Source organism: Rothia aerolata, assembly GCF_014635585.1.
GTDB classification, from domain to species: domain Bacteria; phylum Actinomycetota; class Actinomycetes; order Actinomycetales; family Micrococcaceae; genus Rothia; species Rothia aerolata.
The window spans coordinates 69,284-94,698 of record NZ_BMDC01000004.1; the positions used below are offsets into that span (position 1 = coordinate 69,284).

Genomic DNA, 25,415 nt, shown 5'->3' on the forward strand with positions numbered 1-25,415 from the left:
AACCGATGACTGACATGATTAACCCTCCCTACCGTCTTCTGATGGGCCCCGGCCCCATTAACGCTGATCCCCGCGTGCACCGGGCGATTTCGGCTGCGTTGGTTGGTCAGTATGATCCGGTGATGACCGACTACATGAACGAGACCATGCAACTCTTCCGCACTGTTTTTCAGACTGAGAACGAGCAGACTTTTCTGATAGATGGTACCTCGCGTGCCGGTATTGAGGCGGCTCTTGTTTCGCTGATTAAGCCCGGTGACAAGGTATTGGTTCCCTCTTTTGGCCGTTTTGGTTTGCTCTTGCAGGAGATCGCCCAACGTGCCGGTGCCGAGGTTGCTGTGCGTGAGATTGAGTGGGGCACGGTGTTCACCCCCGAGCAGATTGAACAGGCCATTGTTGAGGAGAGGCCCAAGGTACTGGCCCTGGTACAGGGCGATACCTCAACCACCATGAACCAGCCCCTAGAGGGTGTTGGCGAGATCTGCGAGAAGCACGGCGTGCTCTTCTACACCGATGCCACAGCTTCCATTGGTGGTAACGATTTGAAGGTTGATGAGTGGAAGATTGACGCCGCTACCGCCGGTTTGCAGAAATGCCTGGCTGGCCCCTCAGGCTCTTCGCCCATCACCCTCTCGGAGAAAGCTGTTGAGGTGATTAACTCCCGCAAAGTGATCGAAGCGGGTATCGCCTCTAAAGAGCAGGTTTTTGATGAGGTGGATCGAATCCGTTCCAACTATTTCGATTTGGCTCAGGTAATGGACTACTGGGGCCCTTCTCGACTCAACCATCATACCGAGGCAACTTCTATGCTGTATGCGGCGCGTGAGTGCGCTCGTATTCTCAGCGAAGAAGGCATGGAACAGGCAGTGCAGCGCCACTATCACCACGGTCGCGCCATGCTTGAAGGCGTGAAGGCTCTGGGGTTGGAACTCTTTGGCGACCTTGAGCACAAGATGAATAATGTGCTGGGAGTTTATATTCCTGAAGGTGTGAATGGCGAGGACGTTCGAGCCGGTCTGCTCAATAACTTTGGTATCGAAATCGGTACTTCGTTTGGCCCTCTCCACGGCAAGATCTGGCGTATTGGCACCATGGGGTACAACGCGCGTAAAGATACGGTGCTGACCACTTTAGCAGCTTTGGAAGCGCAGCTTAAGCGCTCGGGTGCTTCGGTGGTTGCAGGCGGTGGCACCGGTGCCGCTTTCGATTACTACACCGAGGTGGGTATCTAGTGGAACAGGCACAGATTCGTGAACACAATGCCCTGACCGAGCATAATGCGCAGTGGTGGAATGCCGCGGAGCGTGCGATTGACCGCTGTTTTGAGGTTTCTGCGATTTCTGCCATGGACGGCGGTATTGAACGTATTTATTTGACTCCTGAGCACCGTAAGCATAATGATCTCGCCGCTGAGTGGATGCGCTCAGCTGGACTAGAAACCTTCGTTGATGCCGCTGGTACCCTGCACGGTGTGCTGGCTAGCTCCATGCCCGATGCTCCTACCCTCTACCTGGGTTCTCATCTTGATACTGTGCCCGATGCCGGTAAGTATGACGGTATTTTGGGCGTGACCCTGGCGATTGAGGTGGCAGAATATCTTTGCGGGAAGGACCTGCCCTTCAACCTTGAGGTGCTGGCTTTTGCCGATGAAGAGGGTGTGCGCTTTGGCGCTACCCTGCTGGGGTCTTCGGCTATGGCAGGTCAGTGGAACCCTGACTGGTGGGATATTGAAGACGAAAACGGTATTACCATGCGGCAGGCTTTCGTGGAGTTTGGACTGGATCCCGAGCGGATTGGTGAAGCTGCAATTGATCCGGCCAAGACGGTGGGCTACCTTGAAGCCCACATTGAACAGGGCCCCTACCTTGAGGCCGATGACCAGCCTCTGGCCGTGGTCACCTCTATTGCCGGTGCACAACGCCTGACCTTCACCGTAACCGGCGAGTCCCGCCATGCCGGCGGCACCCCTTACGAGTACCGTCAGGATGCCCTGGTAGGCGCCTCTCAAATGGTGCTCGATATCGAGACAATCGGCCGCGAACACGAAGTTATTGCCACCGTGGGTGAGCTCGAAGTCGTGGACGGTGCGGTGAACGTAGTGCCCGGTCTCGTTGAGTTCTCGCTGGACTTACGTGCGGCTTCAGATGAAGCACGCGACTCTGCTTTTGAAGCGATTACCGAGTCTGTGCGAGCCACTGCCTCAGCGCGAAAACTCACGGTGAGCTGGGAACTTAACCACTCGGCGTCCACGGCCTACTGCGCTCCGCACCTACAGCGGGTTATCGCGCAGGGAGTCGCGGCGGCGCTGCCCACGCAACCGGCGGTTGAGAGTGTGCCTCATATGTACTCCAAAGCCGGCCACGATGCCATGGCCATGGAGAAAGCAGTAGACGTAGGCATGCTCTTTCTGCGTTGTAAGGGCGGTATCAGCCATAACCGCCACGAAGACGTACGCCATGACGATGTTATGGCGGCCCTGGCCGCCTTCTCGCGGGCAGTCGAAGCCCTAGCAAAGTAGCTACAATGGGTGCTGTGACTGAGACCAACCTAATCGAAACCCGCATTCAAGAAAAGTATGAGCAGCTTTCCGCGCAGGAGCGCAAAGCCGCCCAAACTATTCTGGAAAACTTAGAGGACCTAGCGCTGTATAGCTCCGCTGAAATTGCGAATAAAAGCGGGGTCTCTCGCCCTACCGTCTCGCGGCTTTACCGTTCGTTAGGGTTTGAGTCTTTCTCCCAGGTTAAAGAACACGCTCGGTCACAGCGATCTCGGGGTGTTCCGGTTGCCGGCGCCCCTACCGAATACTCTGAGCGAATCAGCGCCGAAATGGAACTTATTCAACGTTCGGCTTCTCTTTATACCGGTGCTGACTACTCGGAGCTGGTTTCTGCGGCTGTCTCTGCCGCCAAGATTGTAATTATTGGCTTCCGCAACAACTTCACCTTGGGCCTGCACCTGCGCAACCAGCTCATTCAAGCCCGTGACCGGGTAGTGATGGTGCCTACCGCTGGTCAGTCTCTGGCAGAAGAACTAGCCCAGCTTGGCCCCGATGACCTGGTGATTCTCTGCGGCGTGCGCCGCCGCACCAATAATTTCCGTGAGCTGGTAAAAGCCTGCGCCAACTTACCCGGCACCTTTGCCCTGCTCACCGACCCGAGTGGTCGCCGCTATTCCGGCAAAGCAGACATCTCCCTCGAAATACCCGTAGAAACCAGCGGAGCTTTCGACAGCTATGCGGCCCACATGAGCTTCGTATCCGTCTTCGCCAACGAGGTACTAGAAAAAGAAGAGGACGGCGCCGCCCACGTTGAGCGAGTCACCGCCCTCTACGAGAGCTTGAGCGAGCTGGAAAACTAGCTAGTCTACAAAAGTTCTCCTGGCCCACTCCACCAGGGCTAGATCAGTATGGGCGGCAGCTACCAGGCAAATGCCCACCGGGGCTTTGCCCACCGATGTCTCCACCTCTAACCGAGGCACTGACAGGCCGGGCAGGCCACCAATTCCGGCAAAAGCAGTCAGGGAAAGAGTGTTGGCACGGACCATATTAATCTCTTCGGCACTCGCACCCAGACGAGGAGCAGCACCTGGAACAGTGGGCAGAGCAAATACTTTCTCGTTGGTGAGCCGGTTAATGAGTTCCTTCTGATGACGAAAATCCCGCTGGGCTACTTCAATCTTTTCGCGGTCTGTATCGCGAGCCGTCAGAAACCTCTGCTCAACAGCTTCGCCCAAAGCACCGGGATGCTCCTTAACCCAGGCTCCCCAAGACTCCCAAGCCTCTCCACACTGTACCAGGCGGAAAATCTCGTACAACTCGGCGGGCTTCTTAACACCGTGGTCTTGAAGAGAAATAGTCTCGTGGCTCAGCCTCCGCGCCGAAAGCTCCGCCCAGAACTTCTCTACCGTCTCTGGCTCACACAGCTCCAAAAACTCACTAGCCACGGTAAGAGTTTGAGGACTCAGCTTCTGCTCAGCCTCAAAGAACACGGAGGTAGTTTGATACATAGTTTCAGCATCACGAGTCAGCCAGCCCACCGTATCGAAACTGGGCGCAAGAGGAAGAAGATTATCGCGGCTGACCGTACCGTGCGTCGTCCTCAAGCCCCAAAGCCCCTGGTAGGAGGCTGGCACACGAACCGAACCCGCGGTATCTGTGCCCAGACCAATATCTGCTAAACCGTTAGCTACCGCGCTGGCCGAACCGCCAGGGATTAACAGTGGGTTAGCGCCGTTGCGGGGAGCGCCATAGTGGTCGTTGAGGCCGGCAATACTGTAGGCAAACTCATCTGTGCGGGCAATGCCACGAACAGATCCGCCTGAATCGAGCAAAGCCTGTAGAGCCGGAGCGGTGGTGGTTTCAGGTTCCTGCTCTGCAAGATACGCAGGATTGCCCGCACCAATGGGCTGGCCAGCAACGGCAAAGAGATCCTTCACCGCAACGGAAAGACCTGTGAGAAGACCCTCCGCTTTGCGGGTCTGAATCAGTGGATCCCCCACCACACGCCACAGGGAAGTGTCAAAAGGCTTTGGCTTACTGCTCACGTGTGCGGCAGCAATCCGCCACTGTGAAACTTTCGTTTCATCTCCTATGGGCTCACTCTTACGCCAAAGCTGGGTCTGTAAACCGTGCCCGCCTCGGGCGAATTTTGAAACTGAAACTACAAGGGCTAGGCTCTCGGTAAGATTCCTAATTTCAATATTTTCGAGGGTACGTTGCTGAATTCCTCCACGGGTAGTGCGAAACTGCTGAATCTGTTCACTGCCCACCAGTAGAGCCTTTTCGTCCCCGCGAATGGTTTCCTCACCGCTCTCGAAAAAGTCAGCCAGCTTCTCTAGGTCATTTTCAGCCAGTGCCTTTTCGTAAGCGTGTACCGACTCAAGCAAGGTGGAATCTGTCATATGGCTGCCCCTTCTCTTCTTATCCTTAGATTAAGACCATTTTGGCCCTTAAGGCAGAAGGCAAGCCGAAGGAAACAGAACGGTTACATGAAATATATATTTCAAAAATGTTGAACTCTGAGGTAGGTAAGTTCTTCAGTCGAACCTTCTGAGTAAATTCCACTCAAGCCAAATTGGTGGGGTCAAGCCGTCAAAAACGGAGGGAAGCACTAGAGCCTGGCCCATGTTGTCCTTACTTACCTACGATGACCTGCTGTATTGGGGGGCTACCGCGCGACCTCCGGTGGTTTTAAGAAATAACCCGTACTTCCCTCATTTCTCATTAGCATGAGGGAAGTACGGATTAAATTCATGTGAGAAAACTAAAGAAGATCCAAATTCTGCCCAGTTTTAACATCAAACATATGGGCGTGTCCCTCAGGCGAAATAAATAACCGATCAAATTGTTTGATATCGGAGCGGCCGGGGACACGCAGGATTACCTGCGCAGGGCGTTCTTCGCTAGTTTGCACCAGTTCGACAGGTACAGAACGAGGAATCGTTGCATACACATAAGCGTCTGCTCCGAGTTCCTCAACCAAATCAACATGCACAGGAAAGCCCTGGTCTTCCGAAACAATCTTGACATCCTCAGGGCGCACACCGACGGAAATAGTATCGCTAGACAGCGCAGCTCGATGCTTTTCACTTAGCGGAATCACAGTATTACCCATACGAGCGCCTTCCGCATCAACGCTGCAACGGAAGATATTCATAGATGGTGAACCAATAAAACCAGCTACAAACTCATTAGCAGGATGATCATAGAGGTTACTCGGCGTATCTACTTGTTGCAGAACGCCATCTTTCAATACCGCTACGCGATCGCCCATAGTCATCGCTTCAGTCTGATCGTGAGTCACATAAACAGTGGTAACGCCTAACTGGCGAGTGAGTTCGGAAATTTGTGTACGGGTCTGTACACGTAGTTTTGCATCTAGATTAGAGAGAGGCTCGTCCATGAGGAAAGCACGAGGTTCACGCACGATGGCTCGTCCCATTGCTACACGCTGGCGTTGTCCACCCGAAAGTGCCTTAGGTTTACGGTCAAGGTACTGAGTCAAGTCCAATAGGCGAGCTGCCTCTTCAACTCGTCGGTTAATCTTATCTTTGGGAAACTTAGCAACCTTCAAGGAGAAAGCGATATTTTCTCGTACGGTCATATGAGGATAAAGCGCATAGTTCTGAAAAACCATTGCAATATCTCGGTCTTTAGGAGCAACGTAAGTTACATCTTCATCACCAATAGTAATTGAACCATCGGTGACGTCTTCTAGGCCCGCCAGCATACGCAAGGTAGTGGACTTACCACATCCAGATGGACCCACCAACACTAGAAATTCACCGTCTGCAATATCGAGATTAAGGTTAGAAACCGAGGGACGCTCGGCCCCAGGGTACTGACAGACTACGTTTTCAAACTTGATTCCGGCCATGACATGGACCTTTCAAAGTAATAGAGCTATTTATTGTCGCTACTGGTTTCGAAAATAACGTTAATGGCGTCGTTGACTTGGGTAAGGCTTGAAGCTGGCTCACGATTTGCGTAGATATCTTCAAAAGCAGGAAGAAGCATTGCTCGAACATCAGGGCCATTGTGAGTGATAGGAAACTGAATGGTTTCACCCTCATTTACAGGGGCTTCAAATGCCTCAACAGGGATACCCATCTCCTCGAAAGCTTGAGAGGCCACAGGCGCAGCGTCCTTGCGCGAGGGAAAAACAATACCGGCTTCTGCGATCTTGGTTTGACATTCATTAGATGCCATGTAAGCAATCCACTCCGCTGCACCTTCTTTATTATCAGAATTAGAAGCAATTGAATCGCCAAGACCGTTCATCATGGATGGTGCAGTACCATCAGGTCCGACGGGGAAACGCGCGGTATCGAGCTCCATATCCCCAGCAGCATAAGTTGCATTCATCCAAGAACCATCAAAAGCAATCGCCACATGGCCATTTAGCAATTGGTTGACCACCCCATCACTATTATTAAACTGACCATAAGCTGGCATATAACCCTTATCAATTAGGCCAAAGTACCAATCTATAGCTTCCTGCAACTTAGGATCATCGAACTGGTAGCGGTCACCCCAAGAAGGCGAATTGACCACTTTGCCACCGTTAGAAGCTACAAACGAGGCCCATTGTCCTTGACCGAAGGTTCCGCCACCGGAATCATTAATTCCGATCCCATAAACCTCCACGTTCTTTTTATCGAAACCAGGTTCGTCTCCTCTTACACCGTTCTTATCAACGGTTAGGTGCGCGATGATATCTTCAAAGGAACCACCATCCTGAGGGTTCCACTCCCATGTATCAAGCTCTGTGGGAGAAATGCCCGCTTTTTCAAGGGTTTCAGGGTTGTAAAAGGCTGCAATAGTATCCCAGTCCTTAGGCATTCCATACAAATTGCCATCCTGACCCGTCCATAAGTCGACCAACTCATCTTGGAACACATTAGGGTCCACATCGGCAGTAGCCTCATATTTCTCTAATGGTTCGATTACATTGAGATCAACAAACTGAGGATATTGTGAAACATGATCAGAAAATGCGTCAGGACCAGTATCAGCAATAAACCCTGCAGTTAGTAATTGCCAGTAGTCGTCCCAGCCATACTGAGTAATCTTGACCTCATAGTTGGGATTCTTTTGGTTGAAGTCAGAGGCACACTGTTCATAAGCCACCTGTTGAACAGGATCCCAAAGCCAGTAATCAATAACATTTGAAGATGCTTTGTCTCCATTAGTATCAGAGGCGGTGCAACCGGTCAGAGCCAAAAGTGCGGTAGCTGAAAGCGAAGTAAAACGACGTAATTTCCTGTTCATAACCGATCCCTTACTTGAGTCCATTAAAACCGATAGAGTTGACAATTCGCTTAGCAAAAAGCGAGAACAAAACCATCATGGGAGCAGCTGCTACCAAGGTGGCAGCCATAAGCCCGGCCCAATCAGTACCCGAAGTTGGAGTCTGTGCCCTGAAGATGCCCAACGCAACAGTCAACACACGGGATTGATCGGTATAGGAAACCATTAGAGGCCAGAAGTAGTCATTCCAAGCGGTCATATAGGTAAGAATCCCCAGAGTAGCAAGAGGAGCCGCTGCCATAGGAATAATTACTTTAAAGAAAATGCCAATGCGAGAGATACCGTCGAGTAAAGCTGCCTCTTCAATCTCCCGAGGGATATTCATAAAAAATTGCCGTAAGAAAAAGATAGCAAAGGGCGTCATGAGCATAGTGGGCAATGCGATACCCAGCACATTATCGACTAATCCGAGTTCTTTAATCAGAACAAAATTAGGCAATAGGGTAAAGATAGAGGGAATCATCAAACCTGCGATAAAAATTCCAAAAACTGTATCTCTGCCTTTGAACTTCAGGCGGGCAAATGCATACGCAGCCATAGAACAAAAAAGTAATTGGCCAGCAGTAACTAAGGTCGCCACAATAGTTGAATTAAGGATATAACGCCAGAAGTTCATATCAGTGACAGTTCCACCCTCAGCTACAGCATCTTCAACTGACTGAGTGCCAAACACCCTCTGAAAACCGCCGGTAGAGAATTCAGGCGGCAGGAAAGAACCCGGCTCAGCATAAAGAGAGGCATTGGTTGAAAGTGCAGTGCGCAACATCCAATAAAAAGGGAAAAGGGTGATCAAAACCACGATTATCATCGCAACCCAGGCCAGAACTTTTCCAGGATTTGTTTTACGCTTACGGCGCTTTGTCAGATTGTTTTTCCTTGATACCTCAGTAGATTTAACACCAATTGATGTCATAGTGCACTCCTAGTCCAAATCTGTCTCGCCCGCACGGGTAAGCTTGAACTGAATAAATGTAATAATGCCCAAGATGATTAATAGTCCAACAGACATTGCTGAGGCATAACCAAACTGGAAACGACCAAATGCCATATCGTAGATGTATACCTGCAAGACATTAGTCGCATTCGCGGGGCCACCACCGGTAGTCACTGCCACGGTGTCAAATACCTGAAACGAGCCAATAATCGTCATAATCAGAACAAGGGCCATAATAGGGCGCAATAGCGGCAAAGTAATAGAAAAGAAAATACGGGTTTCGCCAGCACCATCAGTACGAGCAGCTTCATAAACTGACTCTGGCAAAGTCTGCAAACCAGCAAAGATGAGTAGCGCGGTGTAGCCCATATGCCTCCACACATTAATTAAGGCAATGGTAGGAATCGCCCACGTTTCATCGGTCAAGAAGCCGATACGCTCCAGCCCTATACTTTCAAGTAAGTGATTGAAGATGCCGAGCTGGGTGTCAAGAATCCAGAGCCACACAAGAGCCGCAACCACATTAGAGACAAGATATGGAGAAAGAACGACACCACGTAGGAAAGTTGATCTGGTCAGACGATGCATCATCAGGGCAATCATCAAAGCCATTATGGTCTGGATACCGATGTTAAGTACTACGTACCAGACCGTCACTTTCATAGAATTCCAGAAAACAGGATCTCGAACCAAACGTTCATAATTAGAGAGACCCACAAACTCTGCGGGAGTCAGCAGATTAAAGGAAGTGAAAGAAAGCCAAATTCCCCGGACAAGCGGCCACAGATAAAAGACTGCATAACCAATTGCTGCTGGAGCTAAGAATAGCCACGGCAGCCAAGGCTGTTGAACTCTCTTCCGTCTGGTAGCAGATGTGCGAACTTTTGATTCGCGAACCGATGTACTCATAATGACCCCTGAAAATTCTTGTATTCAGTGCTAGATATTTTTGGTGCGTTTTAGTTGGTCTAAGGTCTGCCTTAGATAGCTTCAAAGTGTAGTAAGCGAGCCGATTCTGGCCAGAGAGCAGGCATATAGAAACCAACGTTTTCAATCATGCGGCCGGTGAGAACTTTAGATTCCTCTCGCGGCCACCAGAGAGGCTCAAAGTAGTGACCAAAAGGTTTCCCCGGCGTGACATCGCGAACTTTATAACGTTTATCGGGGTCTAGTCCTCTGAGGTGGAATTTACCCACTGGGTCTACATCTGAAGAAGCAATAGAGGTCAATGAGAAAAGAGCCTCTGACTGGTCCTGTGCCACCACACCTTGAATCAAAACAGATGGATCGAATTGGTCCATCCGTACTAAATCACCTGAGTGGATAAGTCTGCGATATTCCTTGTGAAACTCAATCCACGTCTTAAGTTCGCTGAGCTCTTCTTGACTTGCCTTAGCTAAGTCCCATTCCACACCTAAGTGACCCCAAATTGCAGTAGCCGCACGAAAATGTAAAGAATGGTAGCGACCAGTTGTATGGGAGCTTCCAGAGGCTATATGAGAGCCCATCATTTCAGCTGGGACTAGTTGCTGAGTCCAAAGATGCATCTGTTGACGTTCCAATGGGTCAATACAATCAGATGTCCATACGCGATCAGTATGCTGAAGCACCTCTAAATCAATGCGAGCGCCTCCAGATGCACACGATTCAATTTCTAGACCGGGGAAAGTAAACTTCAGCTCATCCATCAAGCGATAAGCAGCCAAAGTTTGTTTATGCATAGCAGGCTCACCGGTTACGGCATTGGAAGGTTCCAAAAGGTCGCGGTTGTGGTCCCACTTAATATAAGAGATACCGGGATTTTCTTTCAAAACGGCTACGATCTGATCACGAACATGCGCGTATGCTTCCTCAATACTCAGATTCATCACCTGTTGCGCGCGAGCCAGATGTGGGGCTCGCCCCGGAACTTGCAGAATCCACTCAGGATGTGCGCGTGCAATATCGGAGTCAGGGTTTACCATTTCAGGCTCAAACCAAAGTCCGAACTCCATGCCTAGCTTATTAACATATTCAATCAGTGGAATTAGACCGTTAGGCCAGACATCCTCTGAGACGACCCAGTCTCCCAGCCCTGAAGTATCATCACGGCGAGAACTAAACCAACCATCATCTAGTACATAGCGTTCGATACCTATAGCGGCTGCGCGATCGGCTAGATCCTTTAGGCGGTCAAAATTATGATCAAAGTAGACTGCTTCCCATACATTAATAGTCACAGGACGCACTCGCTGAGGGTGTTGTTCACGTGAGCGCATCCATCGACGAATTCGAGTAGCTTGTTCGTCTTGGCCGTTGCCGAAAGAAGCATAAACCCAAGCACCGGTATAGCTCTCTCCTCGTGCCAAGTTAACTTCTCCCGGAAGCAAAAGCTCAGAGCCTCCTAGAAACTGTTGCCCCAGGAAAGAACGCTCAGCCCAAGTCCTATGTCCACCGGAGAAAGCAGTGTGGATGCCCCAAACTTTGCCTTTCTCAAAACCAAATCCGGCTTCACCGGCAGTAAGTATAAAAGCTGCATCAGCGCCGGTGCGGCCTTTGCGCCCCTCTCGCAAATGGACGCCGATATTAAAATCTGTGCGCTGGGGAGCACGTTCTTTACCCCAATGACCCCGAAAATCCTGCAGTTCGCTTGCAATGTTAGGAACGGGAAGAACGATACCTAGCTCACGCACGTTATATGAATCGGCCACGGTGTTGGTTAGGCGTGCTCGGCACCGAATCAAGCCTGACTCAAATAGTTCAACTTCTATCTCAACCGACAGCCCAGCTTGTTCATCATCCATGATGATTCTAGCCTGAGCTGCTCCTGCTTCAATCAGAGCACTTTCTTTCCGAACCGTACCTCTAGTTTCCAGGAAAAGTTGAGAAGTGATGAATTTAGGTGACCAGCTGACACCTTTCCCTCGAGCTCCCTCTAGAGCAGTGCGCCCGTACCAGCCAGGTTCATGAGTAGCGAGCATATTGACCCGCACCGGTGCATCCTGATTATTCATAGAGAAGGTTTCAAGGTTACCGTCTACCAAGAGTTGAGCCTCTTCGAGAGTAAGTTCGCCCAGGTCATCGCCCCAATGTGTCACCGCAGGAGCAAGGCCTCCCTGGAGGTCAAGCAATAAAGACACACCGGCAGAATGCAGATGAAGAATTGTGTTGTTTTCAGCACCAAGTTCGAAGATGTGTACTTCAGACATAGCTACCTCTCATGCAGGATGAGTGTGTGATACCCAAATAGTGTTAAATATTGTTCGTGTGCACAACAGCTTACATGAATTTAAGGAATATTCTAGATATGGATCACACTATGGAGACTATATTCGCCCGAATCAACCTCATCTCCTAGTTAATATGTTCACTTCTGTTCGTTTCGTGGCATAATTGCCTTAGGCCTCATACTGAACCGCGAAAGGACTCCTCATGCTCCCCGAGATTCGCAAAAAGAAAATCCTGCAAGAAGTACAACAGCACGGCTCGGTAGAGGTATCTGAGCTGGCTGAGGCGCTCGATGTTTCGGCCATGACCGTCCGCCGTGACCTTGCCGAGCTTGACGAGCAGGGCCTGATCAACCGAATTCACGGCGGCGCTGAGCTACCCGCGGTCTCCTTTGAACCCCAGTTTGAAGAAAAAATCTCCCTCAATGCCGGCGAAAAAACCAAGATCGCCGAGAAGGCTTTACAGCTCATTTACCCCGGCCAGGCTGTGGGTATTGCCGGGGGCACCACCTGCCAGCGCATCGCCCAGAAGATTGCCGGTGAAAGCCAGCATGAGAATCTAACGGTGGTCACCAATTCCCTACCTGTTGCCCAGGTGCTTCACCAGACCACCAACCCCGCGCACCCCCGCGTGCTCCTCACAGGAGGCGAGCGCACGCCGTCCGACGCCCTGGTGGGTCCACTAGCCGAAAGCTCCGTGGCCAACCTCTACACCGACCTGCTCTTTATCGGCACCCACGGCGCTACCGAACAGGGTCTGCTGACCCCCAACCTGCTCGAGGCGCAGACCAACCGCGCCCTGATTCACAGCGCCCACAAGGTTGTTGCGGTCTTCGATGGCTCCAAGTGGGGTACCGCCGGGCTGGCCCGCTATGCCGAGTGGGGCGACGTCCACACCGTTATTACCACCGGCGACCTGTCCCCTGAAGCCCTTACATCCCTAACCGATTCTGTCAGCGAGGTTATTGTTGCATGAGTGCTGAAACCATCGAATCCCCCGCCACTGCCCACCCGGTGAAGGTAAGCCGGGGCACGCTCGCCGATGGTCGCGAGATTCTTTTCTTCGACGATTCGCAGCCCTATCTTTCGGGCGAGAAGACGAGAGAGATTAAGGACGAGCGTCCGCTCGGGCCCCGCGAGTTACCTCCTTATGAGGCGGCGGCTGTGCGGGTTGACCCGCTGACCGGTGACTCTGTAGCTTTGGCGGCACACCGCATGAACCGCACTTTTCTACCCCCTGCCGATGAGGATCCTCTGGCACCGGCGGGGGTGGGCACCGTACCCTCGGAAATCCCTGAGGCCGACTACGACGTGGTGGTTTTTGAGAACCGTTTTCCCTCGCTTCAGGGTCCCTTGGAGATTCTCCGCGATGAGCCCCTCTTTAAAGAAACCACTCCCGGCGGCCGCTGTGAGGTAGTGAGCTTTACTCCCAACCGTCAGGGCTCTTTCGCGGAGCTGGGCTTCAAACGCGCCCGCACGGTCATTGAGGCCTGGACCCACCGCACCCGGGAGCTCTCAGCCCGCGAGGGCATTAGGCAGGTCTTTCCCTTTGAGAACCGCGGTGAGGAAATCGGAGTGACCCTGCACCACCCCCACGGTCAGATTTACGCCTACCCCTACCTGCCGCCCTATACCGCGGCAGTGGCGACCCGAGCGAAGGAATGGGCAACCTCGGGGGCAGGTGACGATCTACTCGGCGATGTTCTGGCAGCGGAGTTAGAAGCGGGCGAGCGCATTGTGAGAGAAACTGAGCACTGGGTTGCCTACGTTCCCTTCGCCGCCAAGTGGCCGGTGGAACTGATGGTTATGCCCCGCCGCGCTGCCCGGGATTTCACCGAGCTCACCGATGCTGAAAAAGACGACCTCACCCACCTCTATCTCGATCTTTTGGGCAGGCTCGACCGTTTCTTCGATGAGGTAGACCGTCTGCCCTATATCTCCGCCTGGCACCAGGCGCCGGTCAGCGGTGGAGAGAATATCTCTCGCATGTACCTGCATGTCTTCTCTCTCCTGCGCTCCCCCGGCAAGCTCAAGTATCTTGCCGGTTCAGAATCAGCTATGGCGGCCTGGGTTTCTGATACCACCCCCGAGCGCATCGCTGCCCGTTTCCGCCAGATAGCTCCCACCCCTCGCCCCGAAGGAGGCCTCTCATGAGTGCTCGCTGGAAGCAAACCGCAACCTCCGAGGAGTTGCTGAACCGCGCCGTCCAGAATTTTAAAGCAACTTTCAACGTTGAACCTGCCGGCGTCTACTCGGCGCCGGGGCGGGTAAACCTACTGGGCGAGCACATCGACTACTGTGGCGGCACCGTGCTGCCCTTCGCCCTGCCCCAGCGCACCTTTGCGGCGATGGCCCCTCGTGCGGACGGGCAGGTTCGCGCCGTCACTGCCCAGGGGGACGCCGGGGCGGCGGCTTCCGGCGGAGAGGTTAAGTCGGTAGCGCTGGCGGAGGTGGAGCCGGGCAAGCTGAGCGGCTGGCTCTCCTACGTTGCCGGAGTTCCCTGGGCGATGGAGCAGGAGTCGCTGGGTTCCTTGGGAACTTTGGGCGCCGATATTGCCATTGACTCCTCGGTGCCGCTGGGGGCAGGTCTGTCTTCGTCGGCAGCCCTGGAATGCTCGGTGGCGGTCGGCTTCGACGACCTTCTCTCTGCTACCGATTCAAGCCGCGAGCGCCTGGCCGATACCGATTCTGGCCGGGCCGCGCTGGCCACCGCCTGCATTCGCGCCGAAAACGAGATTGCCGGAGCTTCAACCGGCGGTATGGATCAGTCCATCTCCCTGCGAGCCCAGCAGGGTGCCGTGCTGGCGATTGACTGCCGGGATTTCTCGGTGAAGCCGCTGACCATTGACGTTGATTCTGCCGGACTTGCCATTCTGGTGATCGATACCCGCGCCCACCACAACCTCTCCGACGGGCAGTACGCCGCCCGCCGCGCGTCCACCGAGGTGGCCCGGGAGGCGCTGGGGCTTTCTTCCCTGCGCGATGCCTTCAGCGGCACCCCCACCCTGGCCGCCGCCGAGAATCTGCTGGCCGACTGGGACTCTCGCGTGGAGTCGCTGAACCTGCCCGACTCGGTGGATCGCGGTGTGATTCGCGATGCCCTGCACCACGTGTGGACCGAGATTGCCCGCGTGGAGGAGTGCGTCGCCCTCTTCTCGGGCGGCTCGGTTTCCGCTGAAACTTGGGCCCGCCTGGGCGAGTTGCTCAACGGCTCCCACGACTCTCTGCGCGATCAGTACCGGGTCTCCTGCCCCGAGTTAGACCTTGCGGTGGACGCCGCCCGCGTAGCCGGTGCCCTCGGCGCCCGGATGACCGGCGGCGGCTTCGGGGGTTCGGCAATTGCCCTGGTTCCTTCCAATGAGGTGGAGTATCTGGCGGAGTCGGTAGCCGCTGCCTTTGAGAAGGCCGACTTTACCCAGCCAGAATTCCTGGTGGCTACTCCCTCGGGGGCGGCGGGGAAGGAAGGGTAGAGCTGGCTGGCACTATAGGTAGGCGGTCATCTCTCTAGGGCGCCTTGTTTCTTGCCTTTGGTACACATGGAGCGCGCCAGTACACATCTGTATGTGTACTGGCGCGCTCCATGTGTACCGAACTGTTTTTACAGCTCAAAAATTCGCCAGGAAGCCGTATGGCTGGCACCCGGCTCTAAGGTGATGAGGTCGCGGCCGGTGTTGAAGGCGTTGGCGGGGGAGGTCATGGGCTCCACCGCCAGGCCGCGGCGCTGGGGGCCATCGGAATAGACCTGCAACCACTTAACCTCGGGGCCGAAAGCAAGGCCTACACCGCCGGTCTCAGAGCGCAAATAGGCTGTCGTTTCCCCGCTCTCAGCGTGCCGGATTCCGCCAAAGGCATGGTCAAAATCCCTGCCCACCAAAGGAACCCCGGCGCTAAGATCAAGGTCCTCCGGCAACTCGGACTCCCCCGTGGGAATCAGGTTCTCATTGGTCTCAAGCACGGTGGAAACGGGTGCCTCGAAGGTCCAGGAATCAATTGCGCCGGGAGTCTCGGGCTCGCCTGCCGCCAGCAGGTAGGGGTGGGCACCCAGGGCGTAAGGAGCCGGCTCCTGAGCACGGTTGCTTGCCCTAATCTGGGTCTCCAAGCCGCGAGCGCTGACCGTGTAGGTTGCCTCCAGCCGCAGGGCAAAGGGGTAGCCGGGAGTAGGTACCAGGTCTAGCACGGCGGTAATGCTCTGGGAAGACTCAGCCGCCGCGGCGTCGTCCTGAAAAGTCCACCGCTGCCACAACACTAGGCCGTGGTTGGCGTTGTTGCGCTCGACCTCGTCAATCGGCACCTGATAGGTTTCCCCGCGCCAGGTGTAACGGCCCGCTTCCAGGCGGTTAGGCCAGGGCGCTAGGACGGCGCCGCAGGCGGCCTCGCGCATAGCGGTTGCGGGCGAGGGCAGGACGAGCGCCCGCCCGCTGGGCCCGGTCAGTTCAGCTAGGTTTGCGCCCACCTGCGCGATGGTAGCAGTGTATCCACCGGCTGAAATAGTGGCGGTTGAGCCCTGGGGGTTGGCAGTGGTCATGGCGCGTCCTTGTGTAAAAATGTTCGCTCGAACACCACCAGTTTAGCGCCGGGGAAAGAGGCCCCTCAAGGCTTTGACCGGCAAGTGGCCCTGTGCACGGCCAAAAGCCCATACCCAGGGCTATTTCCCGGTCAGTAGCAGATTAGAAGATCTCCCCGAAGCGCTCCCTAAAGTCCTCGCCGGTGGCATAGGACTTCTGGGTGCCCTGGCGGGTCACCGAGTCGCCGGCGTAGTAGTTGGCCAGGCGCAGGGACTCCGCAATGTCGCCGCTGGAAACCCAGAAGTGGCTAAAGCAGCCGATAAAGGCGTCGCCGGCACCGGTGGTGTCTTTGGCATCTACCGCAATGCCCTCAATCAGCTTCTCGCCCGAGGCAGTCACCCAGAGCACCCCGCGGGCACCCAGGGTGACAATCACGTTCTTAATACCGGCATCTAGCAACACTGCGGCGGCGTTGGAAATATCCTCAAGGGTATCCACCGGCATGCCCGAAATGAGGGAAAGCTCGGTCTCATTAGGCACAATGAAATCTACTGACTTAACCCGCTCCAGAGAGAGCTCGGGAGCGGCAGGGGCAGGGTTGAGCAGCACGGGAATGCCCAGCTCCTTGCCCATCTCGATCGCCGCATAGACGGTCTCAAGGTTGATTTCTAGCTGTAGAACAATGAGCTTGCACTTGGCGATGTCTTCGCGGGCATTCTCTAAATCCTCGGGAGACAGCAAGGCATTAGCGCCCTTGACGATAATGATTGAGTTGCGCGACTGCTGGTCTACAAAGATTGGAGCAACACCACTGGTGGCATCGGTTTTGAGAATGTACTGATCGTCAATCCCGTGCTCTTTGAAGTTAGCGATGGTGTTATCGGCAAAAAGGTCATTGCCCACGCGGGTCACCATCAGCACCTCAGAGCCCAGCTTTGAAGCGGCAACCGCCTGGTTGGCGCCCTTTCCACCGCAGCCCAGCTGAAAATCAGGCGCCTCGATCGTCTCCCCCTCAGAAGGCATGCGGGTGATATAGGAAATCAAATCAACGTTGTTCGAGCCAATGACTGCGATGTCCATGGGAGTTCACTCCTTAACCTGGTTTTTTGCTTCTGCTGCGGAGAGCAGTCCGGTCTCTACTTCAAATGTACGCTCTTCACCCGGCGCCAGGTGAATGAGCGTGCCAGAAGCTTCAGCGGCAAGGTAGCCCTCGGGCCGGGAAGTTCCCGGGAGCACAAAGGCTGAAACCTTCTGGTCGGGGTTGTGCAGAATCCAGCGGGTTGCCACGGGAAACTGCCGGGTGGGGAATCGGGTTATAAAAACCGTGCCATCGGGATGAGTGAGCGAAAATTCCGCTCTGTCTACCTGCTCGTCGATGGCATCGGCAAAGTAGACGATTTCGGGGTCGAACTCCTCGGCGCCGTCCAGGGAGTTTGCATCGTAGTCGCCCGAGAGAATTCTCTCGTTGAGAACCTCCCACCGGGGAGTGGGGGTTACGTGGGCTGGTACGGTGCGGCGCAATTGGAAAGCACCCTGGGAGAGGTTATCGACCATACGCCCCCGGGGAACGAAGGCGTAATTCATGTGGCACATGTACTGCAGCGGCATAGGCGCGTAGGCGGAGAGGTTCTTCACCTTCATTCCGATGCGGAAGATGCCGGACGACGCCGCCAGCGTCACCGTGGGTGCCGCGGCGTAGTGATGGCCAAAGCCCATCACATACTCGTGGTGCGAGCGCACCGTTACCGCGCCGTCGTCCTCAATCAACAGCTCGGCAGAGTCCATAGGCGCGCAGGGGAACTCGCCGTGCAAGGTGTGCGTGTCGTCGGGGGCTGGGCAGCCCGAGGCGAGCAGGCCCGAATGGAAAGAGAAACAACCGTAGGTTGCTTGAATCTCCGAGACGGGCTTGGGCTCGCTGAACATGTTGTCCATGCGCAGGCTGACCCCGTCGAACTCGGCGTTCCAGAGAATCTGGCCCATGAAGGGCAGAACCTCCAGAAAGCCGCGGGAGTTTTGCAGAATCAGCGACTCCACCCCCGAGGGGTAGGTGAAGGCGGAAACGCTGAACTCGCTGTTCTGCAAAACGGTTGTTTTTTCGGGGGTAAAGAGACTGCGGTGCAGCGGAATCAGAGTACTCATGCGCGCACCTTTCGCGAGGAACGGTAGAGGCCCCAGAAGTAGAGAGCCATAACCGCGAAGCAGACGATATTGATAATGAAGCTGAAGGACATCGAACCGGTGAGGTCAGAGATGAGGCCCTGGATTACGGGAATGACGGCGCCGCCGATAATGGCCATGACGATCACCGCGCCGCCGGTTTCGGTGTAGCGCTTGTCTTCAATGGTGTCGAGGGTGCGGGCGTAGATAGTTGCCCATCCAGGGCCCAGCAGACCCGAGGCCAGAACAGCCGCCCAGACGGCGGTGAAGTTGGGAACCGCCACCACATAGGCCAGTGCCACCACGCCAATGAGCGAGTAGATAATGAGCACCAGGTCTTCATTGATCTTGGTGATCAGAAGGTTAGCAACGAACTTGCCTACAAAGAATGCCACGTAGGCCCAGAGCAGGTAGTTAGTAGCGGTGCGCTCGTTGATGGAATCATCGAGGGTCAGTGCCAGGCGGATGGTGAAAGACCACAGGGCGGTTTGCAGGCCCACGTACATGAACTGGGCGAAAATACCCGAGAGGAATTCTTTCTTCTTGAACAGGTAGCCCAGGGTTTCACCCAGCCCGGCAGCCTTCTCATGGTTGGTGGAGTCAAGCGGCTTGCTGGAGGGGTACTGGGTGATGGCGATGAGCAGAACCAGAACAATGAGAACGGTCAAGATCCAGCGGTAGGGTTCCAGGGTGCGCTGTAGCAGCTCTTCGGTGAGGCGTTGGGCAGCCACCGGGTCAAGACCCTCTAGCTGGTCTTCCAGGGAAGCACCCTCGGTGAAAATCAGGTACTTACCCAGCAGGGCGCCGGAGAAGAAACCCAGAGGGGTGAAGGTCTGCGAGATGTTCAGGCGCAGGGTAGCTGTCTTCTTGGGGCCAATCATCGAGGAGTAGGTGTTAGCCGAGGTTTCCAGGAAGGAAAGACCAACCGCCACTGCAAAGAGCGAGGCCAAAAAGACCGAATAGGTTGCAGCCTGCGATGCGGGGAAGAACAGCAGGCAGCCCAGAATGTAGATGGTGAGGCCAATCAGTAGGCCCGCCTTGTAGCTGAAGCGGCGAATCACCCGCGATGCCGGAATAGCAATCACAAAGTAGCCGCCGTAGAAGGCCGACTGCACAAAGGCGGTAGCCACATCTGAAAGCGTGAAGATGTGCTTGAACTGGGCGATCAGCACATCGTTGAGGCTCGCCGCTGCACCCCACATAGGAAAACAGATGGAGAGCAGGATGTACTGGAAAAGAGGGGTCTTGGTCAGGTAACCGTTGCGTAGCTGGCGGGAGGGGTCTTTGATTAACCCCCGGGTGGTATTCGGTACGCCGCGGTCTTCCGGAGTGTGGTTAGCCACCGGCTGTGACTTCATCGTCATAGTGACTCCTTTGTCAGTTCTATGAGAAGAAATATATGCCGGCTTGCTGGGGCGGCCGGCCGAATTTTGGGCACATATGTTCCAATTCTGAATTGTTTTGGGAGGCATGGAACATTTGTAACTATTTTTCCGACTAGAGCTGGAGTAGCCGGTGAGCCGTAGCAATATCAGTTACCAGCCGATTAGCGTAGCCGTAGCGGGCTGCCACATGAATAGCCCTCAGCTTCTCTTCGCCACCAGCCACCAGAATCTTCTGCTCCTTGTGCCGCAAATCCGGCAGGGAGATGCCGAGGGTTCTGTTATTGAGCTCGGGGTTGCAGACCTGCCCCTTCTCATTGAGATAGCGCGAGCAAATATCGCCCACTGCGCTCTTTCTCAGCTGTGCTTTCTCCCGCTCCGTCATGAGCTCGGAGTCGAAAAGCACCGACCCGCTATCGGTGGAGCCCACACTATAGACAGCTATACGGCTAGAGGCCCCCATAGCCAGCACCTCTCCCACCTGCCGCTCATGGGCCTTAGCCCGCTTCTCTTCAAAACTGCAGAAGATAGCGGGGGCGTTGAGCCTGAAAACACTGGCACCGGAAGACTCGGCAAGCTGCCGGTAGGTTTTCTCGATGTGGTGGCTCTTGCTGCTGTGCGGGACGTCGCCGCGCAGCTGCACTACCCTCATACCGGCTATTTTCTGCGGGGTTAGCGCCTGGACGACCTCTGCGATAGTGGCTGACCAGGAAAGCCCGATAACGTCGCCCTCCCGCACCAGCTCCTCGAGAAGCTGGGCGGCGCTTCGTCCTAGCGCGTGGCGCAGGTCCATCGGGCCGCGACCGGCAACGCTCACCAGCCGCACCTCGGCCAGCTTGTACTTTTGCTTGATGCGTTCAGTCAATAGCTGGTCATGCTCGCGCGGGTCAGCCACAGAAACCTGAATGAAGCCGCTTTCTTTAGCGTGGGTGAGCAGTTTCGAGACGGTAGGGCGGGCAATATGCAGAAGGGTGGCGACCTGCTGCTGGGAGAGACCCCGTTCGTGGTAGAGCTTGGCTACTTCAAGTGCCGAGATATCTCTGCGGGTCAGCCCGTACCGATCGCGTTTCATAGCTACCTACTTTACGCGGAGCTTCAGCAAACAGCCTCTCTCCCCGCCACCTACTGAAACCCTCTAAGCGACAAAAACCGCTCAAAACGCCGTGATACTCCCGAAGGATATGGGGCAATTAGGGGGACAATTTAACAGTTTGCCAGTTTTCGCCGGGGGCTAGCGGTAGCACTGAGGTTATCCTTATTATGACCGCCAACACCATCATCAATCATTTTCGGTGCGCGGGGCGATAACAGAATAAATCCCGTGAAGTACCATGCAACCAGTCTGGGAGTCTCGCCTTGTTGACAACTTGCAGACCTCTTATCTGAGCAGGCTGCAAGGCTCTACTGCTGAAGCGCCAATCGGTGGCAAGCCTCGAATCCACAACCTGCCACCGTGCCAGCACCAAGAGCCACCAGGATGTTCTGTTAACCCCCGCCCGCTCCGAAGGAAGGTGTGGGCGGTCGCTTTTCTTTTTAAGTCGCCAGGCCTGAACGCCTAATTAAGCCCTCTTCTTCAACATCTCAAAGACCACTGAATCGTCCTTACGCCCCAGACCTTCGCGACGTCCTCGAAGATAAACTTGTTCAGCCGCAGAAGCCAGTGGCACTGGCTGTTCCACCGCCCGGGCAGCATCGGTAACCAATCCCATATCTTTAACAAAGATATTCAGTGCTGACTTCACCTCGTCAAAATTGCCCTCAACCATGCGAGCACCACGGTCATTGAACATGAACGACTGTGCGGCGCCAGCATTAAGTACCTCATGACACTGGGCTATGTCTAGACCCATAGATTCAGCCAGAGCAAGGGCTTCTCCCGCAGCCGCAATATGTACACCACAAAGTAGTTGGTTAACCACCTTGAAACGCTGTCCGTCGCCTACACGCGAGCCCACTACAGGGTAAGTAGAAGCCATAGCATCGAGCAGAGAGTGCACCCGACTAATATCCTCTGCAGAACCACCCACCATCACCAGAAGGTCACCGGTGCCGGCGCGAGCAACACCGCCGGAAACAGGGGCATCTACAAAGCGAGTAGTATAGCTAGCCAAGCGTGCAGCAGAAGACTCAACAGCGGCAGGACCTACCGTCGACATCACCAGAACTGTAGTTTCTGGTGAAAGAACTTCAGCTATGCCATCTTCCCCGAATAAAACGGCCTCAAGCTGTGCACCGGTTGCCACCATAATAACCACAACGTCAGCACCGGTTGCAGCATCACGAGAGGTTGAAGCCGAAGCAACCAGAGGAGCTACATTTTCAAGCGCCGCGGGGTCCATATCAAATGCAGTTATCTCGTGACCTGCTTGAGCGGTAACCAAAGCCATAGGCGCGCCCATTGCACCAAGGCCAATCCAACCGACCTTCAATGAATCAGACATTTTTCCTCCAAAAAAATTTGTAATTACACGGATTTCAAATCCGATGAACTATTGAACAGCTTCTTTCAGGCGTTCGATCACATCAGCAAGAGCCTCACGACCGCCCACGTTGCCGGGGAACACCACATAAGGTGTATTCAGCACTTCCTCGGGGGCATCTTGAGGAGTAAAAAGCGAAATCTGCCCTGCAAAAAACTGACCTTCAACCTCTGCCAACCGGATACCCAGCCCATGATGCGCAACCTCATGTGAGGTAATTCCGCCCTTCGCAACCACCCAGGCAGGTAGCGCCGTCCTCACTTTCTGCACTACTTCAACGACAGCATCAGAAACCGAGCGAGCAATAGCAAGAGACTCTGCGGGGTCATCAGTAGAAACAAGCTTTCTACTCGTATAAACCACTGAATCCGAATCAGTAAGAGCAGAGCAAATAGCCTGCGCCACCTCTTCAATGTGTGCTTCACGTTCAGCTGAAAGTAATTTTTCAACATTAAGCTCATGCTCTGACAGGCCAGAACGCCTTTGAACCTCTTGAAGTTGCTGCGTAGTAAGACCAACATGGGATCCAACCACCACTAGACCATGACCTAGGCGCTCATGACTGATGTGGATATCGCCGGCCTCTAATACTTTTGCCCTCTGCTGCCCGGCCAGCGGGCGAACGAAAGACGGTCCGCAGCGACTAATAAAAACCTTGCCTTGAGATTCAAGTTGAATCAGCGCGTCAGCAACAATTTCCATATCCGAGTATTCTGTGGCATTCACAACCACCCATTGACGGTTTGAAACCTCGCTAAGCAGTTCTACTACCCGATCAACACCGGCACGAATCTCCTCCAATGAAAGAGATAAAACAGAATCTGCAGGAACTGAACCGGCTGAGACCTCCTCAAGAAATACCTTGAGATTCGAGTGAGAATAGCCGAAAGTAGCATCCTTGGCAAAGTCAGTATCCTCAACCTTGCGGGGCTCTCCGTCTACCATTGCATAGTGGATATCCCCCTCAGTAAAGCGGCCTGCTTCAATCATTGCCGGCGCAAAGATAAAGGCATCTACTGCCATTCCGTAGTCTTCCAGCGCATCTGCTAAAGCGTTGGGTTCTGCAATCACGTGACCGCGCAACGTTGAGTCTGAGCGAGAGACCAGGTGCAAACCAATATCCGCGGACTCTTGGCCATTCTGTTTAAACTTTTCAAGTACGCCGCTGACTATGCGCCTGTTCTTCTTCACAGCATCAGCTTCGTCCAATGCACGGGTATTGGTCAGCACAAAACATGCAGACGATTCTTCGGAAAGTGTTTTCTGAATCAGCTCAGAGTCTTCTTCAAAAGCGACTGCAACCCCGCTCACACACTGGCTACCAGTAGGGTCATCATCAAGTACAAGTAGGCGGCGAGAAGAAGCAAGCATCTGCTTTTCCTTTCATAGAGACGTAATCAAAATGGCACAGCTCAAAGGGCAGGCACTCGAAAATTATTAAGCAATCAACCCAACGAGGGGCCACATGATAAGAGTGACTACAAAGCCCACGATGGAGGTGTAAGTAGTAATAATGGTGTAAGACTTCAGGCCAGTTGAAACATCAATTTTGTTGTAACGCGACCACACCCAGAAAAGGGAATCGTTCACGTGTGAAAGTGCCATAGAACCAACACCAATTGCCACCGTGACCAGCGCAATCTGCAAAGGGGCAAGTTCGAGGTTGGCCGCCAGAGGAGCAATCAGAGGAGCAGTGGTCAAAGTTGCTACGGTGGCTGATCCCTGAGCAGCACGAATTAGTGCTGACATCAGCCAGGCAAGAAAGAGGATGTGTAGACCGGATGCTGCCAACATATCCGCAACCGCATCAGCAACGCCGGTAGTTGAAAGTACATGGCCGAAAGTACCACCCGCGCCAGTAATGAGAATAACTGCCGCCACCGGAGGTAAAGCCGAATTAATAACATCTTCAGTTTGGGCAAGACCCCAGCCTCGGCGATAACCCAAAATGAACATGCACAGTAGAACGCCGATAAGCAGAGCCATAGGAGAGGCTCCAATAAACCCTAGGAAAATACGAGCAATGTTTTCCTCGGGCAAAGTCATAGCAGAAACGGTTGCAGACATAATCAGCAACAGCGGAATCACAATCAAAGTAATAACCGTTCCAGTCTTTGGCGGGTTCTTAATGGCGGGGAAAGACTGGGTCTCAGGGTTATCGCTGTCTTCTTCTACACCGGTTGCTTGCATTTCTGCCTGGGCTACAGGATCAATCATGGGAACCGACGAGAAGACTCGCTTAGTGAAGAAGGGGATAGTGAGCTGAGAAGTCAGCCACATGATAATGGCCGGAATAATAGCAAGCAAAAGAACCATACCCACATTGGCGCCCATCAACTCTGCGCCACCTACAATTCCGGGGTGTGGGGGCATGACAACATGCATGGTAAGGAGTGCCATAACAGTGGGCAAAGCGTAGGTCAGCATATTGCCCTGAAGACGGCGGCCCACAGAAAGAATAATAGGAATCAACACAATCAGTGCAACATCAACGAAAACTGGAATACCAAAGATGAACGCGGCAAGGCCCAGGGCCCAGGGAGCTCGCTTGGGACCGAACTTATCCAGCATGGTCTTAGCTAGCGCATCTGCACCGCCAGATACTTCAATGATGCGACCCATCATCGCGCCCAGAGTCACGATAATTGCCACAGACCCAAGGGTCTTTCCCATACCCTCAGTAAGAGTGGGGACAACCTCTGAAAGGGGAATTCCTGCGATCAGGGCTAGCGCAACCGAAACAACAAGCAATGCCAGGAAAGGATGTGCCTTAACTTTAATAATGAGCGCCAAAATCACTGCAACCGCAGCTATGCCCAAAAGTACCAGCGTTGTGGGGGTCATGAAATCCTCATTGATTCTCACGGTGAGCCCGCAAACTCTGCTATACAGCTCACAAAACTTATCTGATATCTAACAATTTAGGTGCCGGGTAGGTTAAAGT

At 54.0% G+C, this 25,415-nt stretch carries 20 protein-coding genes; 6 read left to right on the plus strand and 14 right to left on the minus strand.

Features of this window, described 5'->3' with window-relative positions:
• Nucleotides 1-5: 5 nt before the first annotated feature.
• The 3 genes from pucG to IEV00_RS09795 are packed head-to-tail and all read left to right on the plus strand — an operon-like array spanning nt 6 to nt 3,357.
• Nucleotides 6-1,232: a pyridoxal-phosphate-dependent aminotransferase family protein gene (gene pucG, locus IEV00_RS09785; protein ID WP_188360185.1), complete on the plus strand. Its 1,227-nt coding sequence runs from the start codon at nt 6-8 to the stop codon at nt 1,230-1,232.
• The gene (locus IEV00_RS09790; RefSeq protein WP_229723184.1) at nt 1,232-2,518 is read left to right on the plus strand and encodes an allantoate amidohydrolase; all 1,287 of its coding nucleotides are present in this window, start codon (nt 1,232-1,234) and stop codon (nt 2,516-2,518) included. Before pucG ends, IEV00_RS09790 begins: the two co-directional genes overlap by 1 nt.
• Before the next feature lie 5 nt (nt 2,519-2,523).
• Nucleotides 2,524-3,357 carry a MurR/RpiR family transcriptional regulator gene (locus IEV00_RS09795; RefSeq protein ID WP_188360186.1) on the plus strand — a complete coding sequence of 278 codons (834 nt, stop codon included), beginning with the start codon at nt 2,524-2,526 and terminating at the stop codon, nt 3,355-3,357.
• On the opposite strand, the gene IEV00_RS09800 is transcribed toward IEV00_RS09795, so the two are convergent.
• The 6 genes from IEV00_RS09800 to IEV00_RS09825 all read right to left on the minus strand — a co-directional run bounded on the left by IEV00_RS09800 (nt 3,358) and on the right by IEV00_RS09825 (nt 11,929).
• A complete protein-coding gene (locus IEV00_RS09800; protein ID WP_188360187.1) occupies nt 3,358-4,899 on the minus strand; it encodes an AtzH-like domain-containing protein in 1,542 nt (513 codons plus the stop codon).
• A gap of 362 nt (nt 4,900-5,261) precedes the next feature.
• The gene (locus IEV00_RS09805) at nt 5,262-6,374 is read right to left on the minus strand and encodes an ABC transporter ATP-binding protein (RefSeq protein WP_188360188.1); all 1,113 of its coding nucleotides are present in this window, start codon (nt 6,372-6,374) and stop codon (nt 5,262-5,264) included.
• 26 nt (nt 6,375-6,400) lie between these two features.
• Nucleotides 6,401-7,768, minus strand: coding sequence for an ABC transporter substrate-binding protein (locus tag IEV00_RS09810; protein ID WP_188360189.1), 1,368 nt, complete (start codon nt 7,766-7,768; stop codon nt 6,401-6,403).
• A gap of 10 nt (nt 7,769-7,778) precedes the next feature.
• Nucleotides 7,779-8,720 carry a carbohydrate ABC transporter permease gene (locus tag IEV00_RS09815; RefSeq protein ID WP_188360190.1) on the minus strand — a complete coding sequence of 314 codons (942 nt, stop codon included), beginning with the start codon at nt 8,718-8,720 and terminating at the stop codon, nt 7,779-7,781.
• A gap of 9 nt (nt 8,721-8,729) precedes the next feature.
• On the minus strand, nt 8,730-9,650 hold the full coding sequence (locus IEV00_RS09820; RefSeq protein WP_188360191.1) for a carbohydrate ABC transporter permease: 921 nt from the start codon (nt 9,648-9,650) through the stop codon (nt 8,730-8,732).
• Nucleotides 9,651-9,721: 71 nt separating this feature from the next.
• On the minus strand, nt 9,722-11,929 hold the full coding sequence (locus IEV00_RS09825; RefSeq protein WP_188360192.1) for an alpha-galactosidase: 2,208 nt from the start codon (nt 11,927-11,929) through the stop codon (nt 9,722-9,724).
• Nucleotides 11,930-12,152: 223 nt separating this feature from the next.
• Here IEV00_RS09825 and IEV00_RS09830 point away from each other — a divergent pair, with 223 nt between their 5' ends.
• The 3 genes from IEV00_RS09830 to galK are packed head-to-tail and all read left to right on the plus strand — an operon-like array spanning nt 12,153 to nt 15,417.
• Nucleotides 12,153-12,923 (plus strand): DeoR/GlpR family DNA-binding transcription regulator, encoded by a 771-nt coding sequence (locus IEV00_RS09830; protein WP_188360193.1) that lies wholly within the window; start codon nt 12,153-12,155, stop codon nt 12,921-12,923.
• Entirely contained in the window at nt 12,920-14,101 is a 1,182-nt protein-coding gene (gene galT, locus IEV00_RS09835; RefSeq protein ID WP_188360194.1) for a galactose-1-phosphate uridylyltransferase, read from the plus strand. The genes IEV00_RS09830 and galT overlap by 4 nt, the downstream gene beginning before the upstream one ends.
• Nucleotides 14,098-15,417: a galactokinase gene (gene galK / locus IEV00_RS09840; protein WP_188360195.1), complete on the plus strand. Its 1,320-nt coding sequence runs from the start codon at nt 14,098-14,100 to the stop codon at nt 15,415-15,417. Before galT ends, galK begins: the two co-directional genes overlap by 4 nt.
• A gap of 128 nt (nt 15,418-15,545) precedes the next feature.
• Here galK and IEV00_RS09845 read toward each other — a convergent pair whose 3' ends face one another.
• The 8 genes from IEV00_RS09845 to IEV00_RS09880 all read right to left on the minus strand — a co-directional run bounded on the left by IEV00_RS09845 (nt 15,546) and on the right by IEV00_RS09880 (nt 25,315).
• Nucleotides 15,546-16,472, minus strand: coding sequence for an aldose 1-epimerase family protein (locus tag IEV00_RS09845; RefSeq protein ID WP_188360196.1), 927 nt, complete (start codon nt 16,470-16,472; stop codon nt 15,546-15,548).
• Between the two features lie 142 nt (nt 16,473-16,614).
• Complete coding sequence (gene rbsK, locus IEV00_RS09850) at nt 16,615-17,532, minus strand: ribokinase (RefSeq protein WP_188360197.1); 918 nt, start codon at nt 17,530-17,532, stop codon at nt 16,615-16,617.
• Between the two features lie 6 nt (nt 17,533-17,538).
• On the minus strand, nt 17,539-18,591 hold the full coding sequence (locus IEV00_RS09855) for an aldose 1-epimerase family protein (RefSeq protein ID WP_188360198.1): 1,053 nt from the start codon (nt 18,589-18,591) through the stop codon (nt 17,539-17,541).
• The gene (fucP, locus tag IEV00_RS09860) at nt 18,588-19,973 is read right to left on the minus strand and encodes an L-fucose:H+ symporter permease (RefSeq protein WP_188360199.1); all 1,386 of its coding nucleotides are present in this window, start codon (nt 19,971-19,973) and stop codon (nt 18,588-18,590) included. Before fucP ends, IEV00_RS09855 begins: the two co-directional genes overlap by 4 nt.
• A gap of 133 nt (nt 19,974-20,106) precedes the next feature.
• Complete coding sequence (locus IEV00_RS09865; RefSeq protein ID WP_188360200.1) at nt 20,107-21,063, minus strand: sugar-binding transcriptional regulator; 957 nt, start codon at nt 21,061-21,063, stop codon at nt 20,107-20,109.
• A 487-nt stretch (nt 21,064-21,550) separates the two neighbouring features.
• On the minus strand, nt 21,551-22,432 hold the full coding sequence (locus tag IEV00_RS09870; protein WP_188360201.1) for an NAD(P)-dependent oxidoreductase: 882 nt from the start codon (nt 22,430-22,432) through the stop codon (nt 21,551-21,553).
• Nucleotides 22,433-22,480: 48 nt separating this feature from the next.
• Nucleotides 22,481-23,842: a four-carbon acid sugar kinase family protein gene (locus tag IEV00_RS09875; RefSeq protein WP_188360202.1), complete on the minus strand. Its 1,362-nt coding sequence runs from the start codon at nt 23,840-23,842 to the stop codon at nt 22,481-22,483.
• A gap of 66 nt (nt 23,843-23,908) precedes the next feature.
• Nucleotides 23,909-25,315, minus strand: coding sequence for a GntT/GntP/DsdX family permease (locus IEV00_RS09880; RefSeq protein ID WP_188360203.1), 1,407 nt, complete (start codon nt 25,313-25,315; stop codon nt 23,909-23,911).
• Between the last annotated feature and the right edge of the window lie 100 nt (nt 25,316-25,415).

What these genes read in the sequence shown, in the direction of transcription:
- pucG (WP_188360185.1), top strand. Translation starts at nt 6, where the DNA reads ATGACTGACATGATTAACCCTCCCTACCGTCTTCTGATGGGCCCCGGC.
- IEV00_RS09795 (WP_188360186.1), top strand. Translation starts at nt 2,524, where the DNA reads ATGGGTGCTGTGACTGAGACCAACCTAATCGAAACCCGCATTCAAGAA.
- IEV00_RS09800 (WP_188360187.1), bottom strand. Translation starts at nt 4,899, where the DNA reads ATGACAGATTCCACCTTGCTTGAGTCGGTACACGCTTACGAAAAGGCA.
- IEV00_RS09805 (WP_188360188.1), bottom strand. Translation starts at nt 6,374, where the DNA reads ATGGCCGGAATCAAGTTTGAAAACGTAGTCTGTCAGTACCCTGGGGCC.
- IEV00_RS09810 (WP_188360189.1), bottom strand. Translation starts at nt 7,768, where the DNA reads ATGAACAGGAAATTACGTCGTTTTACTTCGCTTTCAGCTACCGCACTT.
- IEV00_RS09815 (WP_188360190.1), bottom strand. Translation starts at nt 8,720, where the DNA reads ATGACATCAATTGGTGTTAAATCTACTGAGGTATCAAGGAAAAACAAT.
- IEV00_RS09820 (WP_188360191.1), bottom strand. Translation starts at nt 9,650, where the DNA reads ATGAGTACATCGGTTCGCGAATCAAAAGTTCGCACATCTGCTACCAGA.
- IEV00_RS09825 (WP_188360192.1), bottom strand. Translation starts at nt 11,929, where the DNA reads ATGTCTGAAGTACACATCTTCGAACTTGGTGCTGAAAACAACACAATT.
- IEV00_RS09830 (WP_188360193.1), top strand. Translation starts at nt 12,153, where the DNA reads ATGCTCCCCGAGATTCGCAAAAAGAAAATCCTGCAAGAAGTACAACAG.
- galT (WP_188360194.1), top strand. Translation starts at nt 12,920, where the DNA reads ATGAGTGCTGAAACCATCGAATCCCCCGCCACTGCCCACCCGGTGAAG.
- galK (WP_188360195.1), top strand. Translation starts at nt 14,098, where the DNA reads ATGAGTGCTCGCTGGAAGCAAACCGCAACCTCCGAGGAGTTGCTGAAC.
- IEV00_RS09845 (WP_188360196.1), bottom strand. Translation starts at nt 16,472, where the DNA reads ATGACCACTGCCAACCCCCAGGGCTCAACCGCCACTATTTCAGCCGGT.
- rbsK (WP_188360197.1), bottom strand. Translation starts at nt 17,532, where the DNA reads ATGGACATCGCAGTCATTGGCTCGAACAACGTTGATTTGATTTCCTAT.
- IEV00_RS09855 (WP_188360198.1), bottom strand. Translation starts at nt 18,591, where the DNA reads ATGAGTACTCTGATTCCGCTGCACCGCAGTCTCTTTACCCCCGAAAAA.
- fucP (WP_188360199.1), bottom strand. Translation starts at nt 19,973, where the DNA reads ATGACGATGAAGTCACAGCCGGTGGCTAACCACACTCCGGAAGACCGC.
- IEV00_RS09865 (WP_188360200.1), bottom strand. Translation starts at nt 21,063, where the DNA reads ATGAAACGCGATCGGTACGGGCTGACCCGCAGAGATATCTCGGCACTT.
- IEV00_RS09870 (WP_188360201.1), bottom strand. Translation starts at nt 22,432, where the DNA reads ATGTCTGATTCATTGAAGGTCGGTTGGATTGGCCTTGGTGCAATGGGC.
- IEV00_RS09875 (WP_188360202.1), bottom strand. Translation starts at nt 23,842, where the DNA reads ATGCTTGCTTCTTCTCGCCGCCTACTTGTACTTGATGATGACCCTACT.
- IEV00_RS09880 (WP_188360203.1), bottom strand. Translation starts at nt 25,315, where the DNA reads ATGACCCCCACAACGCTGGTACTTTTGGGCATAGCTGCGGTTGCAGTG.